This is a genomic window from Ruegeria sp. HKCCA6707, from assembly GCF_013033515.1.
Taxonomy (GTDB): domain Bacteria; phylum Pseudomonadota; class Alphaproteobacteria; order Rhodobacterales; family Rhodobacteraceae; genus Ruegeria.
Genome location: NZ_WQEG01000009.1, coordinates 1 through 16667 on the forward strand (window position 1 = coordinate 1; position 16667 = coordinate 16667).

Sequence of the window (16667 nt, forward strand, 5' to 3'; positions counted from 1 at the left end):
CCGCGAAGGCGGCCGCACCGTCGGCGCCGGCGTCGTGTCGAAAATCATCGAGTAATCACGGTAGGCCGGGCTTCAGCCCGACGCATCGTTGAACTAACGAAGGCCGTCCCAAACCGGGGCGGCCTTTTCTTACAGTGTTGAGAATAAGCACTTTTTGTGTCATTCTTATCCTGCTAATCGCTTGAGAAAGCCTAGATTTCGGCGGGATTTACAATGTTTTTGAAGTCGAAGAGTTGGCAGCCAAAGTTCGTTGGACTTGTCGGCGACGGGGATGAAATAGACTTACTCGAAGACTTCGAAGCCGCCTTTCAGATTACTTTCTCTGGGCAAGATGCAGAGAGCCTCCTGAATCTCGGAGATGTAAAAAGACTTATTTGTTCCAAACTAACGGTTGATCGCGCTATGCAGACTAAGTGTCTTGGGGCGATGGCCTACTACAGATTGAACCGCGCTATACGCGAAACTGGTAAGACTCCCCCAAAGACCTCTTTCGTAGCCCCAATAGATCTAACTCCCAAGGAGTTCCAAAAACAGCTCGAAAGCGTGAGCGATTTGAAGTTAGATTTTTTAACGCGGCCTAGTGCCTGGGTGCTTGCATTAGCTGCCTTGCAATTTGTTTCCTGGACCGTGGCACTGTTTTTGTTTTCTGGGTTCAATGCCGTTCTGGCAGTCATTCTAATTTTTGGCCTAACGCATACCCTTTGGCGTTTTGCAGCGAATTCCGACGGTTGGGTCTGGCAATTTGAAGGAAGTTTCGAAGAACTTTGCAATAAGGCAGTTGAGACCAATTTCGGAAAGCTAGTTTCGCTAGGTGGTAGATGGAGTGACGCCGATGTTTGGAAATGCATGACATCGATTGTTGAAAGCAATACGGGATTTCCTGCAAATCGGATGGAACCCAGCTTGAGGCTTATCTAGGAAAAATGCATCTGTGGAGAGCCCTAAAGGCCTAGGAATTTCGCCTCTCCTTTTGCCTGTCCCCACTGCCGCCGCGCAAGCACGTTATCTCTCGGCTCGACGTCTGCCCTCAAAGGCCAATGGTTCTGGTGAACCCTGGACTTGGCAGAATCGAAAAGATATCTCATTATATTCAAAACAAAAAATATAAACGAAGCGAATATTGAGGTTCCTAGAAAAGCTGCAGGCCAAAAAAGCTGTCTGTTATTGGGAGGAACACATGATCCGGTTACTCGTCTCATCCGCGTTGAGTCTTGTCTTTGCTTTGTCTGCATCTGCAGATGGCGTGCCCAGCCCAGAGGCTGCGGAAGGGACCTTTCCTGAAAAACCGTTTTCTCCTTATGCGAACCGGACGATTCCAGAACGACCGCTTTGGGGGGATACGCATCTTCATACCGGGTTGTCGCTGGATGCTGGTGCTTTTGGGAACACTTTGCTTCCTGACGAAGCCTGGCGCTTTGCCAAAGGGGAACAGGTGATATCCTCGACAGGGCAACCGGTCCGGCTGGCGCGGCCCCTGGATTGGATGGTTTTGACCGATCACACCGACCTTATGGGGTTTGCTCCGGATCTTCAGGCGGGCAAGCCGGGTGTGTTGTCTGATCCCAAAGGGCTTGAATGGTATGAAGGCTACAAGGCTGGAGGCGACGCCGCTGGGCGGGCGGCCTTTGACATCATCGGCAATTTTTCCCAGGGAACCTTGCCCGAAATTCTGCTGAATTCCTACAGCCCCGGTGCGGATGCTTTTGCGTTCACGTGGGAACATATCGTGATGGCGGCGGAACGTCACAACGAACCTGGCCGTTTCACCGCATTCATAGGATTTGAATGGACTTCGGTGCCCAAGGGCTTCAACCTGCATCGCAACGTGATGTTGCGCGATGGACCGATCCGTGCGTTGAAATTTGTGCCACCCGTCACTCAACCTCCTTTTGGAGATACAGATCCGAAAAGCCTCTATGCGTGGCTCGAGCGCTATCAAGAGGAAACCGGTGGGCGTGCAATCGCTTTTGCCCATAACGGCAACCTCTCGAATGGCTGGATGTTTCCAACGGAAGACACCTATCACGGTGGCAAAGTCGACGAAGATTATGTGTTGAACCGGGCAAAGTGGGAGCCGCACTACGAAGTTACCCAAATCAAGGGCGATGGTGAGGCGCATCCATTCCTGAGCCCGGATGACGAATTTGCAGATTACGAAAATTGGGACGTTGGCAACCTGGACATCACCGAGTTGAAAACAGATCAGATGCTGGCGGGTGAATACGCTCGCGAGGCGCTTAAGCGCGGTTTGATGCTGGAAGAGAAATTTGGTGTGAACCCTTATAAATTCGGCATGGGGGGCGCAACGGACAGCCATACGTCTTTGGCAACTGCAGAAGAAGACAATTATTTCGGCAAGAGTGTCAGTGCAGAGCCGTCAGCAACCCGTGTCCTGCATCCATTCGTAAGCAGCGATCTTGGCGCCTTTGAAGGGCACACTCTGGTTGCTTCCGGCTACACCGCTGTCTGGGCTACCGACAATACCCGATCAGCCATTTTCGACGCGTTCAAGCGCCGCGAGACCTATGCCACAACCGGCCCGAGGATATGGTTGCGTTTCTTTGGTGGCTGGGACTTTGACGAAAATGACCTGCAAACACGGGCCGTCGCCGATGTTGGATATGTCAAAGGCGTTCCAATGGGCAGCGATTTGCGCAAGCGGGAGGGCGATGGCGCGCCCAATTTCCTGATAGCGGCGCTGCGCGATCCAATTGGGGCAAACCTCGACCGCGTTCAAGTGGTGAAGGGCTGGTTGGACGCTGACGGAACTCTGCAGGAAAAGGTCTATGACGTCGCATGGTCTGACGGTCGCGAGCCTGATGGTGACGGAAAAATTCCCGAGGTTGGCAATACCGTGGACATTGAGAGCGCAAGCTGGACTAACAGTATCGGCGCGTCCGAGTTCGTCACTGTGTGGAGCGATCCTGACTTCGATCCTTCAGAACGGGCTTTCTACTATGTTCGCGTGCTCGAAATACCCACACCGCGCTGGGTTGTGTACGATAAGCTGCGGTTTGGTATTGAGCTGCCTCCCGAGGCGCAACTGACCCATCAAGAACGCGCGTATTCCTCGCCCATCTGGTACACTCCAGACTCAGAGTGATCCTTGGGTGGCGGTCTTGTGTCTACGAGGCCCCGCCGCTCCAGGGTTGGCGATCTACCATCCTGTCGGCCTCAGCTGTAATATCGTTCATATGCTGTTCGAGGCTCAGACGCAGGGCCTCGATCTGCTCTTCGGTCGCTTTACGTGGAACCGTTTCTGTCCATTCGCGACAAAGAAATACGCCTTCGTTCCTCCAAGGACGCGGCATCAAAAGATGGTCCCATGTGCCCGCTTCGCGGCCATGGCGCGCGGAATAGGTAATACCGAACACCCGTTTACCTGAGGTGCGCGCCCAGATCAGAGGCACGGTCGAAGCAATCCGTTCAGGTCCGCGCGGTCCGTCGGCGGCAATCCCGATGGAGATCCCCTGTTTCATCTTTCCCAAAACTTCGCGCGACAGCGCGACGTGGCGCTTGTGGCTGGACATGGCGATCGTATCCATGCCGAAAAGCTCTTGCACACGACCAACCATGCTACCGGCGCGCGCGGCCGAGGTGATCGAACAAATGCGCCCTTTGTCCAGCGGAAAGAAATAGGGCGACTGTGCCAGCCGTTGGTGCCAAAGGACAACGATCACAGGTTCCCCCTGTGCGGCCAACTGATCCAACTCTTCATAGCCGATGCGTTGCCAGCGCGTGTTGCGATGGACCAGCCGGATATACCACGCAATACGCCGTGCGACCCAGTTCAGGACGGCTTCACTGTCGGCGATCTTCTTGCGCAGGCTCAAAACGGGCTCCTTACGTCAGGCAAAGCCGCTCATAATACACACGGGGCCAAGTGCAAACCGTTTGTCTTTGATAGAATGTGAAAAAGGCTCTTGAGTCCGCTGCGCCGCTGGCATATCTGAGGGCGCACCACAGGGGTATAGCTCAGTTGGTAGAGCGACGGTCTCCAAAACCGTAGGTCGCGGGTTCGAACCCTGCTGCCCCTGCCATTTCAATGAAATTGTTCCTTCTACGCAAGAAACCGTGATGCAGTGCAGATGGTATTTTGCTTGACGTGCAGGTAAAGAGTAAAAAGTCTGTTTGGACAACAGACTATGGCGCGTGGTTTTCTGATAAGGCACAAAGCTTGCGGAAAACCCGATCGGTCGATCTGCGATCGGCGTCAAAGGGGACTTGGGGAGAAATGACAGACATCATCTCATTTCTGAACGACAATGGGCTGGGCAAATTTGCTCCGGTCTTTGCGTCCAATGAGATTGAGCTTTCCGACCTGACCTATCTGTCCGAGCACGATCTGATCGATATGGGGCTGCCGCTGGGCCCGCGGCGCCGCTTGATGGCTGCGTTGGGACATTCGGGCTTTGCTATGCCAGCAGCGCCGGTGCAAGGCAGTGGCAAAATCGTCGCGGAGCGCCGTCAATTGACTGTGATGTTTGTTGATCTGGTCGGGTCGACCGCCTTATCCGAACAGTTGGACCCCGAAGATCTGGGCGAGTTGCTGCGTAGGTTCAAAGAGACTTGTACGACCTCGGTGGCTCGTTTTGGTGGTCATGTGGCCAGTTTCATGGGTGATGGGGCGATGATCTATTTCGGCTATCCCCACGCGCTGGAAGATGCGGCGTCGCGCGCTGTTCATGCGGGTCTCGAGATTCTGGAGGGGCTGGGCCGCATCGAGGGTGAGACCCCGTATCGGGCCCGCATCGGTATTTCGACCGGGTTGGTTGTGGTTGGCACCATTCATGGCGAAGGGCTGCGGGAACATGATGTGGTCATGGGGCGCACTCCGAACCTGGCGGCACGGCTGCAAACACTAGCTGAACCCAATACCCTGGTCATTAGTCCGTCGACCCGTCGACTGATTGGGAATGCGTTCGAGCTTCAAGACCTGGGCAGCTTTGCTCTCAAAGGGTTTTCGGAGACCGTTCAAACCTGGTCCGTCATTGGCCAGGCCAAATTGGAGCGGCGTTTCGATGTCACATCTGAAGCAGGCGCAAGCAGGTTGGTTGGGCGGAAGGCAGAGTTTCGAAAGCTAATGTCGAGATGGGAGCAAGCCAGGGAAAAGGCTGGTCAGTCGGTCCTGATCTCGGGCGAGGCGGGGATCGGCAAATCCCGCCTGATCGAAGGGTTGGGCCAGCAGATAACGGATAAGGAAGTTCTGCGGCTAAACTTCCAGTGCTCACCGTTTCACGCCAACAGTGCCCTTTACCCCATTATTCAGCATCTTGAACGGGCGGCAGGGTTTACGACTGCGGACAGCGATGCGGAAAAGCTTGAAAAGCTGTCGCAGCTTCTGCGCAATCAATCGCCCGAGCATCTGCGCCTGATCGCTGACTTGCTAAGCGTAGATGCGGACGACATTCTGGGACCGCTGGACCTGCCGCCACAGGCCAAGCTTGAAATGACGCTTGAGGCTGTTGTCGAGCAACTTGTGACGATGGCGCATGAAAGGCCTGTTCTACTGCTGTTCGAAGACGCGCATTGGGTCGACCCTACGACACTGTCGCTGACCGACCGGGTGATCGAGCGTATCCGGGATTTGCCTGTTCTCATCGTTGTCACGGCGCGGCCCGGATTCGATCCAGGTTGGGGACATCACCACAACACGCTTCATATACCGCTTAAACGTCTGACCAATCGCGATGTGGCGGATATCGTAACGGATGTGGCAGGTGGAACATCGGTTCCCGATGCAGTGTGCGATCTGATCGCCGCGAAAACGGATGGCATTCCGCTTTATGTTCAAGAAGTCACACGCGGCCTTTTGGAATCGGGTCAGTTGCGCTTGACGGATCAGGGCTATGCGCTGCGCGGCCCCTTGCCGTCGCTTTCGGTTCCCAGCACGCTCAAGGATTCGCTCATGGAGCGGCTTGATCGCCTTGGAACCGCGAAAGAGGTGGCGCAGACCGGCGCTGTTTTTGGGCGTCAGTTCTCGATCGCTTTGCTGACATCGGTTTCGATCCTGTCACCGTCAGTGCTGCAGGCGGGGCTGGCGCAGCTGGCCTCGGCCGGAATCGTTATGCAGGTGCCAGAGGGTGACGAGGACGAGTTCATATTTCGTCACGCGCTGATCCGCGACATGGCTTATGACAGCCTGCTGCGCACCGAACGTCAGATGTTGCATGACCGCGCAGCAGACGCGCTGATCGAGCTTCGCCCGCAAATGGTTCAGACCCAGCCAGAGGTTCTGGCACAGCACTTTAGTCTGGCCAATCGCAAGACCGATGCGGTGCAACATTGGCAGATTGCGGGGAGGCGGGCCATCGAACGTTCGGCGTTGGCAGAGGCGTTGGCACATCTGTCGACCGGTTTGGAACAGCTTGCGACACTTCCCAAGAGCAGGGATCGTGATGTGCAAGAGATCGACTTGCAGGTGTTGCGCGCGGGGGTGTTGCGGTCGACCGAAGGTATTGCAGGTGATGCGACGGGCGACGCCTATGGCCGACTACGCGATCTGTGCAACCGCGTGGAAGAGACTGAGCGTTTGTTCCCGGTTCTGAATGGCCTTTACGCCTTTCATCTTGTGCGCGCCGAGTACCGCAAGGCCGAGGTCGTTGCGGCACAGATCCTTGAGTTGGCCGCTGAGACCAAGCAGACTGAACACAGCATGGTTGGCCATCGGGCCATGGGGGCTGTGCAGTTGCATCTGGGGAATTTGAACGAGGCGTGTCGCCATCTTGAACGGGCTTTCGAGCTTTATGATTTTGAACAACATGGCAAGCTGGCTTACGTCTATGGAACCGACCATGCGGCGATAACCGCAGGTTTCCTGGGTATGTGTTATTGCCTTATGGGGCGTCCCGACGCGGCGCGCGATGTGCAAAACAAGGCTCTTAGCTGGGTCAAAGAGTTGAACCATGCCCACAGCATCGCTCAGGTTCTGGTCTACATTTGCAAATCCCACCTGCTGATCAGAGATATCCCGGCGTTTCAGGAAGCGTTGCAGCCTCTGCGTGCATTGACCGAAGAGCATTCATTGGTGTTTATGGCAACCGTCGCGCGGTTTTGGGCCGCGTGGTGCGATGCGCTCACCCATCCCAGCCCAGAAACCGTAGCGCAGCTGGAGCAAGCAGCCCGGGATTGGTGGTCGGCCGGAGCGGGCAATTACAAAAGCTTTTTCCCATCGATAATTGCCGAAGCCCACACACAGATTGGAGCACATGACGCCGCCCATGCGGCCTTGTTGCAGGCTGATCATGCTCTGGCCCGGTCAGATGAAAAATGGGGTATGGCAGACCAATTGCGCATTCAGGCACAGCTGGCCGCGGAAACGGGTCAGGATCCCGAACCTTTGCTGCTAAGGGCCATTGAGATCGCCCAAAAGCAAGGCGCACACCTATACGAATTGCGTGCGGCGGTCGATCTGGTAAAAGCGCGCCAGATCAGCGGAAAACCTGTCGGCAAGGCGTTGGAGCAGGTTTTGGAACGGTTCGATCCGGATACTTCTTTGCACGATCTGAAAAACGCGCGCGCTTTGTTTGCAACGATGACTTGACCGATGGGGTCAATTGCTGCCAGCTTGTCTGCGGGCAGATTGGGGTTGATACCTAAAATCTAAAATATGCGTGCGAAATCTGGTGGTTTCGCGCTGTGATCCTGCATGTTTCAAGGAGCGCCAATGCGCAAGCTCAGCAAATCCCTTCTGGCAAAAGACAGCCTTATTCAAAGCCGCACAGACCTTTTGTTGCAGCGGTTTCATCCGATCACCCCCAAGCAGATACGCGCGTTTGAGCAAAGCCTGATCGGCTCGGTCGTACTGCCGACGGATCCGAACTATAACAACGATCGCCAGGTCTGGAACCCGGCGTTTCAGGATTACCCTGAAATCATCGTCTATTGCGAAACGATCCAAGATGTTCGCGCCAGCCTGGCCTTCGCGCGCAAGCACAACCTTTGGGTTGTCAGCCGCTCGGGTCGACACAGCACTGCGGGCTATTCGGTCAACAACGCCATGGTGCTGGACACCAGCAAGCTGGATTACGTCACGGTCGATCCAGACGTGCCCATGGCCTATGTCGGGCCCGGCACACCGTTCAGAAAGCTGAATTCGGTTTTGAATTCCTATCACCTGCATGTCCCGGGCGGAGCCTGTCAGGATGTGTGCGTTGCGGGCTTCATGATGGGCGGCGGGTATGGTTTTACCTCGCGCATGTTCGGTATGGCCTGCGACAACGTTCTGGGCGTCACCGTGATGCTGTGGGATGGCAGCATTGTCATCGCTGACGCAGACACGAACCCTGATCTATTTTGGGCGATCCGCGGCGGCACCGGCAACAATTTCGGCGTTCTGCTTGAGGTGCGCTACAAGCTGCAAAAGCTCTACAAAGTGTGGGGTTTCCACATCAAATGGCCGCTCAAGAAAGCTGCCAAGGCGCTGGAGTACCTGCAAGCCCATTACATGAAAGACGGGTTAAGCGACAAATTCGGCGCTTATATTTTCATCGCCTATCAGGGCAAGGAAAAGGTCCTGTTGGTTTCGGGGATGTATCACGGGCCCAAGAAAGAAGGCATGAAGCTGATCCAACCGCTTTTGGACAAGCCGATTGGCGGGCATCTCGAAAACGACAAATCCGGCACCTACCAGCAAATCAACTCGTGGCTTTACGACGAGAAATACGACATCCCGGTGGTGCCTGATCAGGCGCGTGAAGATAAGCAGGGTGGCTATATCGAACGCCAGCTCAGCCAAAGCGAATGGCAGATGGTGGTCGATTATCTGGACAGCACGCCCAATGAATATGGCGCGGTAGCGATTGAGCCCTATGGCGGTGCGATCAACAAGGTGCCGGTGGGCAAAAAGGGCAACGCCTTTATCCACCGCAACGTGTCACTGAACTTCTACGTCGATGTGTTCTGGCTGTCGCAAGAGGAAAAGGAAACCGTAGTTCCGTGGCTGGACGGGTTCATGAACCTGATGACAGAACAGGGGTTCTTTATCGACCGGTGTTATCAGAACTACCCGCGTCGTTCGCAATTGAATTACCGCTGGCTCTATTGGGGCGATAACTTCAACTCGTTGCTCTTTGTGAAAAACAAATTCGATCCGCATAATTTCTTTCACTATCAGCAGAGTATTTCGCCCGTACCGAAAGACGCCCCGCGCGACATCATTCGGGATAGGTCCAAGTCGTTCTTCAGCGACAAGACGATCACCTACCAATTCTATTCAAAGCCCTGATCAGCAGGGTGGCTGCGGCCGAAAAACAGGGAAGCAACCAGCATGGATACGATCCAGGAAATCTTCTTTCTTCCACCTATGGCCGTGGCCCGGCTTGGGCCTGGTGAGACGCCGCTTGAAAGTTATGAGTGGCAGCAGGACATGGACGCCCATGGCAACAATAAGACGGTCATCCGCTCGAACGTGACGTTGCGAGAGGTCGAGGACGGCAGCGTGCGCGCTTATTTGCCCGACCCTAAAACCATACTGTTCCGCGACGAAGGCGGGGCCTTGCGTCCCGTCGCGCCGTTCTTTGAGCTCTGGGCCAAGATGCATGATGCTGAAACCGGTGAAGATTATGAAACGCCGGTTACGCTTGACCTGTTGGACGGGCAGGGGCTGTCTTTGCAAAACGTCCGCTACTCGGTCACTGTCGGCAACCAAAAGGCCGAACGTCGTACGGGCGACGCGGCCTGCGGTTTCCGCGCTCGGGTCGAGATAACGGGTCAGGATTTTTCGCCCAAGCCGCTTTTGGCCTTCAGCCCGCACACCTCGGAACAACAGCCGATGGTATATGAGCACAGCCCGATTCCTCTGGGCACCATCCGTGCCATGCACCCGGTGCGCGGGCAGGATGAGCCGGTCGAAGGTCAACCGGTTGACCGCAGCATTCTGCGCCTGCGCTTTACCCCACCCAAGGGCGAGGTTTATGGCCCACCTGACGCGGCCTTTGGCCCGGCCACGCTGGCGGTACCGGCCTATCAGAACGATCCGCCAAAGTCGGAATATGGTCGCATTCATGAGATCGTTCCCGAACAGAATCGCATCCTGAACCCCGATACACCGTGGTCACGCTGGATCATGATGTCCGGCATGTCAGACGACCCCGAACCGCATGACAGCTATGACGGTGCGCGGGTGGGCAACAACCAATCCTGGGGTGTGGCCGACGACACCAGCGACGGCACGATCGAAGCCACGCTGAACGTGCGCGGGGAACGGCTGACCGCGCGGGCCCGCATCTTTACCGGCCCCCCAGATTTCGCGCCCGACGCACGCCCGTTCTATAGCATCGAAGACGATTTGCTGGATCGTGATTTGTCTTTGATGTCCGTGACCAAAGACAACTATGTCGAGGCCAAGGACGAGGTGGTCGACATCTTCCGCCGCGCGTTTGAGACCAACAGCCTAGTTAATCTGGACGACATCCGGGCGCAGGGGCTTAAGGACAACGCAACGCTGCAAGCCCAAACCAAAATGCCCGCTTTCCCGGAAATGCCGTCCACCGATGCGGCCTCGATGACCGAAGAAGATCAGATGCCGCCGGACAAGATACCGGACCTGATCCGCCCGCAACCGGTCTCGGTCTTCTCAAACTCGGTTCCAAACGAAAGGCTGCCCTATACGGTGGCCACGAAATTTGTACATGAACAGCTGATTGACGAAGAAAACCTGCTGGATTTCCTGCGGCGTCGACCGGATTTTGTCAAAAACCTGTTGCGCCCGCCCTTTGGTATCCTGTCCGAGCTGGAAACTGATCCAAGCCCTGATCAGACGCCGAACCCGAACTTCCGCGATCCCCGGATCGTGCGCGACATGATGCACGACGCCCGGATGCCGCCCTATATGCGGGATTCCAACTATTTCCCGCTGTCTCTGTCGCGGCGGCAGTATCACCTGATCCTCTCATTCATCGACTGTCTGGTTGAACACGCGCCCGAAGCGCCCCCCGCGCCAAAAGCGCCGGATCCGAGCCATCTCAAACCCCGCAACCTGACCGCGCGGGCGGCGTTCAAAGTCCCGGGCAACCCGGATAACACGCGCCTTGATGGATCGGTCGGCAACTGTTTTCCGGGGCTTGAAATGGATGTCCGGGATCTGGATCGCCGGTTCTTTCCGGGTCTGGTTTTCAACGCGGTGCGCGTGCCTTTGGATCCGTTCCCCGAAGCGCCCAAGCATTCCGAAGGCTTTCATCTGGTCTTTGTTGACTATTTCTATGATCCGATGCTGCCCGACAACAGCCCTGAGGCATGGGTGCAAAAGCTGCTGACCGACTATAGCGGCGCTGTCGGGACCAAACTCAGCCAAGGCCGGTGGTTCCTGTCCTGGGTCGAACAGAGCGGCAAGAAGATCACCTTCAAGGAAGAAGACGGAACGCCCTATGATGGGCTGAAAATCTGGCGCTTTATTCGCAGCCTGGAATGCGGTGACGATAAGCCGGTGACCATCGCGCTGGAGCGGCGCAACCACGAAGGCGTCGTGGATACCGAACCGGTTGTGCTGCACGGCTATCGCCGGCAATACCGAACAGAAGACGGTGTTTTCAGCGACGCCTATGACCCTGGCGAGCTGACACAAAGCTTGTGTAACCCGTGGTCTCATGATTTCCGGGATTGCGGCTGTCACTATTGGCCGTCAAACCACCCTGATGTGGTTATGGCCGAGGTAGACCATGACGCGGCTCTGCCGACGGGGCAGTCAGATAACCCGCTTGCGGCCGAAACCTATCTGGATTGGCTGCGCTCGGACAAATCTCCGTCCGGGAACGTGGCGGCTCTGAACACGGTGGAACAGAACCGCCCCTATCAGATCGACCATTATCAAGTGAACCGGATTTGGAGCGAGCTGCCCATCGTGGTTGAAGGACGCGAAACCGGTGAAACCTATGAGGTCGACCCGGAATTGCACGATGTCGAACCCTATGGCTCGATCAAGGAAATGGTGGATGATCTGAAGACACGTCTTGCTCCGATGGAGATGACGCTGAGTCTTCAGTATCTCTATGCTTATTTCTCGCTGGCCGACCCTGAGACCGTGGATCACAAACGCTGGCCTACATTGAAAGACGATCTGATCTTTTCCCGTCGGTCTTTGGTCGAGGTCGCGATTGGTGAGATGACGCATATGCGCTGGGCGAACCAATTGTTGTGGGAGCTTGAGGGCGAGGCCTACAAACCCGTTTTGACACCGGCCAAAACGCTACGCTTTGGCGCGCAACGGGTTCTGGAACATCACCGCGCGCTGCGCCCGCTGACACCTGAAGCAATTGATGATTTCATCGAAATCGAACGTCCCGGAGGGTATATCGACCGGGCCTATGCGCAATGTGTGGCCACGCTTGAGCAGGACAAAACCGTTGACCGCAGGCTTTATGCGCTGGCCGTGCGGATTGACACGGATGGCGACGAACACTTCCTGCGTTTCAAACAGATGAAAGAGGTGTTGGCGCAATACGATATCGAAGGACAGTCACCGGCTTATCTGCGCCCTGTCGAGCCGGGTAACAAGACCAATGCCAAAGCCGCGCTTGAACTGTTCGAGCAGCTCAAAAAGGGTCTGCATGAGGCGTATCTTTTGGAATCCCAGAAACAGTATGAAGCGTCGCAAGAGCATATCGATCAGGTACGCGAGACGATGAAAACCTTGCGTGTCAAGGGCGAGGAACTGGCGGCCAAAGGCATCGGGATCCCTTTCTGGCCGGAGGAGAAAAAGTGACCCCGCCCTGGGCGCAGGTGCATTTCTTTGAAACGGGCCATGGCCATCATATGCTGGCCGTCGATGGCTCGCGTGTGTTTGACATGCCTGCTGGGACGGCAGAGCGTTTTTCCACGCTGAAGGCTGACGGTCAGGCGGCTTTCCTGGCGTCGATGGGCCTGGACGGGGTGCCTATGATCGACGACGCACCGCCTCAGGATATGCCGGTACGGTCGCTGTCTCTGGCGGTAGCGCAGAAATGCAATCTGGCCTGCACCTATTGCTATGCCTCTGGCGGCGATTTCGGAGCGCCTGCGCGCAATATGGCATGGGAGGTCGCCAAGGCTTCGGTCGACAGGCTGGTGGCCGAAGCCGAGCCGGGTGTAAAAATCAATCTGGCCTTTCTGGGCGGCGAGCCTCTGATCAATCGACCCCTGATCCAGCGGGCCACCGAGTATGCGGTCGAGCAGGCAAACGCGAACGGATTGCGCGTGGGGTTTTCGATCACCACAAACGGAACCTTGCTGCGGGCCGAGGATGCCGCGTTCTTTGAACAGCACGGATTTGCAGTGACCATCAGTCTGGATGGCGTCGGCGCGACGCATGACAAGCTGCGGCCGCAACGGGGCGGGCGGGGCAGTTTCGACATGATCCTGAAACGGGTTGAACCCTTGTTGGCCGCACAGAACCGGATGCAGGTCGGTGCGCGGGTGACCGTTACGCCGCAGAACATGAACCTGCCCGAGACGCTGGATCAGTTCGTGAACATGGGATTCCACTCGATTGGCTTTTCGCCGATGCTGGCCTCTCCGAACGGGCAGCACGAGCTGGATCAGGATCACCTGCAAGAGATGCTGGATCAGATGATCGCCTGCGGACAAAAGTTTGAAGAGGCCGTGCTGGCAGGTCGCCGCTATCCGTTTTCAAACATGTCAGCAGCGATGCAGGAAATCCATCGTGGAACGCACCGTCCCTATGCCTGCGGGGCCGGAGCGGGGTATTTCGGGGTGTCTGCGGATGGCGGTTTGTTTGCCTGCCATCGCTTTGTCGAAGATGATACCGGCGCGATGGGCAGCGTTTATGATGGGCCTGATTTGCGTCGGGACGGCTGGTTGAAAGATCGCCATGTCCACACGCAATCGCCTTGCAACACATGTTGGGCCCGGTACTTGTGTGGCGGCGGATGTCATCACGAGGTTATTCACCGGGGGCGGCCCGCCTGTGACTATATCCGTGGCTGGCTGGACTATTGCCTGGGGGCTTATGTGAGGTTGTCCGAGGCGCGCCCGGACTATTTTGGTTTGCCACCGCAAGCTGTGCAGGCCTGACGACAAGGCATGTCCAGCGACATCGAGACCGAAATCTGTATCATTGGTGCTGGACCTGCCGGGGCCACCTTGGCCACGCGGTTGACGCAGTTCGGGCGAGATGTCTGCTTGGTCGAACGGCAGGCCGTGCCGCGCCCGCATATCGGTGAGTCTCTGCCTGCGTCTGTCTGGCCTATCCTGAATCTGCTGGGCGTTGCCCCTGAAGTCGAAGCAGCGGGCTTTCTGCGCACCACTGGGTCGGTGTTGAATTGGGGTGGTCAGTTCGAACGTCGTGGCCCGACAGCGGGGCAACCGGGGCTTCTAGTAGATCGTGGCCAGTTCGACTCGATACTATTGGAAGCGGCTCAACGCAAAGGTGCACAGGTGCTGACCCAAACGCGCGCCTATCGACCAGATCATAGTGCCGATGGGTGGTGTATTCCTTTGCGATCCGAACAAGGCCCGCGTCAGTTACGGGCAAATGTTTTGATCGACGCAGCAGGGCGCCAGGCCGGGTTTGGACGGCGGTATCGGCAAAGCGCGCCACCCTTGCTGGCGCTTTATGCCTATTGGCAGGCCCCACCCGGGTTTGGGGCGCAAGCTCGGGCCGAGGCGGGCGAAGCGCATTGGGTTTGGGCGGCGTTGCTGCCCAACGGGTTGGTCAATGCGATGGTCTTTGTCGATCCGGCACGTTGCACGGGTCTTACACCGGCGGACCGCCGCGATCTGTATCTAAACCTCTTGGCGCAGTCGCCCCTGTTGTCCCCCTGCCTTGAACAGCGCCGGATGGGTCCGGTTCGCCAAGCCGACGCGACCAGTCAGATTGAAATGACGCCGCCCACAGCAGATTTTCTGCGCGTGGGTGAGGCCAGTTTTTGTGTCGATCCGCTGTCTTCGCAAGGGGTGCAACTGGCGATGGGGCAGGCGCTTCAGGCGGCGGCAGTTGTGAATACCGTGCTAACGCGCCCCGATCACGCGGCGCAGGCGCTGGATTTCTATGCGGACCGTCAGCAAGAGCGGGTGCAGGTGCACGCACAGTTGGCTGCGGAATACTATGCGCGTCAGTTGCAAATCTCATCCGATCCGTTCTGGCAGAACCGGTCCCAAGCACCCGAATGGCTGCAAACAGGGGCAATCGAACTGGAAACCGCACCCGTTCCGACACAGGCCAAACTGATTTTGTCGACCAAGGCGCATCTGCATGAGGCGGGGGTTCAAACCGAAACCCTGATCGAGCCCGGGCAAGTTCTAAGCCACCCAAATCTGCCACGACCCGTTGCCAATCTGGACGGCATCGCCCTGCCACCTCTGATCGCTTCCTGTCAGAGTCCGACCGGTGCGGACGACCTTCGTGGGCGGTTCCGTAAGACCCTGCCGCCCGATCTGGCCGAGCGTCTGGTGCATTGGCTCTGGACCTATCGCATATTGGTTGTGGCGGATTAATCGCGGTTTCCTCGGGTCTGCAAATCCCCTAATGTCGCGCCACGATACCACCAGCCGGAAAGAGGTCACATGTCGCGATTTGATGGGTATTTCCTGCGGCAGTTGCTGGTGATTTTCGGCTTTTTCACCTTGGTGCTTGTGGGCGTCTTTTGGATTACCCGTTCCGTCAGCCTGTTTGATCGTGTGATCAGCGGCGGGCAATCGGCTATTGTGTTTCTGGAATTCACCGCGCTTACGTTGCCGACATTGATCCGAACGGTAATGCCAATGTCGGTCTTTGCTGCTGCTGTCTACACGACCAACCGGCTCAGCCGCGAAAGCGAGTTGACGGTCATGCTGGCCACCGGCTCCAGCCCCTGGCGCTTGGCGCGGGCTGTCTTGCTGTTTGGGGTATTCACCGGGTTGATGATGGCGGTCATCAGCGTGTTTCTGCGCCCAGCTTCTGTTGACCAGCTTGAGCGGCGCCAAGCCGAGGTTGCTGGCGATGTCACGGCACAATTGCTGAACGAAGGTGAGTTTCTGCACCCCGCGCCAGGTGTGACCGTGTATATCGGACGGGTTGATCTGGATGGTACATTGCACGAGGTCTTTGTCTCGGACCGTCGTGACCGTCAAAACCCCACGAGTTATTCCAGCAAAACCGCCTATCTGGTCAATGATGGGGATGGCATCAATCTGGTTATGCTGGAAGGCGTCGCGCTCAGGTACACGCGCGACGGCAGGACCCTGTCATCGACCTTGTTCGAAGATGCATCCTACGACATTTCCGAGTTGACCAATCAAGCGGATCTTGAGCAGCGAAGCCTCGAAGCGATCCCCACGCGCGAGCTTTTGTATCATCAGGCGGATGTGGCCGCAGCCGAGGGCCATACCCGAGGTGAGATCGTGGAGGAACTGCATCAGCGCTTCTCGTGGATTGCAATTTGCATCGCTGTCGCACTGGTCGGACATGCGACATTGATGTTGGGCAGTTTCTCACGCTTTGGCCTGTGGCCGCAGATATTTGTGGCCTTCACGCTGCTTGTATTCCTTGAAGGGATCCGTGGATTTGTTGCGCCGATTGTGGTCAAAGATCCCGCTACCTGGGCTCTGCTATATACCCCTGCGGGTCTGGGCATCATGATCTCAAGCCTGTTCCTTTTTATTGCGGGTCGACCCCTTTTGCGATCTCGCACACGTCCGGAACCGGTGCCGACCACCGGTTAGGCTGCAATTTTTTGGGCCGGCACGTTCATTTT

The 16667-nt window shown here is 56.7% G+C and carries 9 protein-coding genes and 1 tRNA gene; 9 read left to right on the top strand and 1 reads right to left on the bottom strand.

Annotated elements, in window-relative coordinates; translation table 11 throughout:
• The first annotated feature begins 213 nt into the window (after nucleotides 1-213).
• Nucleotides 214-918: a hypothetical protein gene (locus GOW40_RS17820; RefSeq protein WP_171133313.1), complete on the top strand. Its 705-nt coding sequence runs from the start codon at nucleotides 214-216 to the stop codon at nucleotides 916-918.
• Between the two features lie 259 nt (nucleotides 919-1177).
• Nucleotides 1178-3103, top strand: a complete 1926-nt coding sequence (locus GOW40_RS17825; protein ID WP_171133312.1) for a DUF3604 domain-containing protein — start codon at nucleotides 1178-1180, stop codon at nucleotides 3101-3103.
• Nucleotides 3104-3125: 22 nt separating this feature from the next.
• Here GOW40_RS17825 and GOW40_RS17830 read toward each other — a convergent pair whose 3' ends face one another.
• Nucleotides 3126-3833, bottom strand: a complete 708-nt coding sequence (locus tag GOW40_RS17830) for a lysophospholipid acyltransferase family protein (RefSeq protein ID WP_171133311.1) — start codon at nucleotides 3831-3833, stop codon at nucleotides 3126-3128.
• 131 nt (nucleotides 3834-3964) lie between these two features.
• On the opposite strand from GOW40_RS17830, the gene GOW40_RS17835 reads away from it, so the two are divergent.
• From GOW40_RS17835 to lptF, 7 genes are all read left to right on the top strand, one after another.
• Nucleotides 3965-4040, top strand: a tRNA-Trp gene (locus tag GOW40_RS17835).
• A 194-nt stretch (nucleotides 4041-4234) separates the two neighbouring features.
• Nucleotides 4235-7543 (top strand): adenylate/guanylate cyclase domain-containing protein, encoded by a 3309-nt coding sequence (locus tag GOW40_RS17840; RefSeq protein WP_171133310.1) that lies wholly within the window; start codon nucleotides 4235-4237, stop codon nucleotides 7541-7543.
• A gap of 123 nt (nucleotides 7544-7666) precedes the next feature.
• Nucleotides 7667-9226 (top strand): FAD-binding oxidoreductase, encoded by a 1560-nt coding sequence (locus GOW40_RS17845; RefSeq protein ID WP_171133309.1) that lies wholly within the window; start codon nucleotides 7667-7669, stop codon nucleotides 9224-9226.
• Between the two features lie 42 nt (nucleotides 9227-9268).
• On the top strand, nucleotides 9269-12700 hold the full coding sequence (locus GOW40_RS22245; RefSeq protein ID WP_254444501.1) for a ferritin-like domain-containing protein: 3432 nt from the start codon (nucleotides 9269-9271) through the stop codon (nucleotides 12698-12700).
• On the top strand, nucleotides 12697-14007 hold the full coding sequence (locus tag GOW40_RS17855; RefSeq protein ID WP_171133308.1) for a radical SAM/SPASM domain-containing protein: 1311 nt from the start codon (nucleotides 12697-12699) through the stop codon (nucleotides 14005-14007). The genes GOW40_RS22245 and GOW40_RS17855 overlap by 4 nt, the downstream gene beginning before the upstream one ends.
• A 9-nt stretch (nucleotides 14008-14016) precedes the next feature.
• Nucleotides 14017-15429 carry an NAD(P)/FAD-dependent oxidoreductase gene (locus GOW40_RS17860; RefSeq protein ID WP_171133307.1) on the top strand — a complete coding sequence of 471 codons (1413 nt, stop codon included), beginning with the start codon at nucleotides 14017-14019 and terminating at the stop codon, nucleotides 15427-15429.
• Nucleotides 15430-15498: 69 nt separating this feature from the next.
• Nucleotides 15499-16635, top strand: a complete 1137-nt coding sequence (lptF, locus tag GOW40_RS17865) for an LPS export ABC transporter permease LptF (RefSeq protein ID WP_171133306.1) — start codon at nucleotides 15499-15501, stop codon at nucleotides 16633-16635.
• Nucleotides 16636-16667: the final 32 nt, after the last annotated feature.

Coding starts and splice junctions, on each gene's coding strand:
- GOW40_RS22245 (WP_254444501.1), top strand. CDS start 9,269: ATGGATACGATCCAGGAAATCTTCTTTCTTCCACCTATGGCCGTGGCC.
- GOW40_RS17825 (WP_171133312.1), top strand. CDS start 1,178: ATGATCCGGTTACTCGTCTCATCCGCGTTGAGTCTTGTCTTTGCTTTG.
- GOW40_RS17840 (WP_171133310.1), top strand. CDS start 4,235: ATGACAGACATCATCTCATTTCTGAACGACAATGGGCTGGGCAAATTT.
- GOW40_RS17820 (WP_171133313.1), top strand. CDS start 214: ATGTTTTTGAAGTCGAAGAGTTGGCAGCCAAAGTTCGTTGGACTTGTC.
- lptF (WP_171133306.1), top strand. CDS start 15,499: ATGTCGCGATTTGATGGGTATTTCCTGCGGCAGTTGCTGGTGATTTTC.
- GOW40_RS17845 (WP_171133309.1), top strand. CDS start 7,667: ATGCGCAAGCTCAGCAAATCCCTTCTGGCAAAAGACAGCCTTATTCAA.
- GOW40_RS17860 (WP_171133307.1), top strand. CDS start 14,017: ATGTCCAGCGACATCGAGACCGAAATCTGTATCATTGGTGCTGGACCT.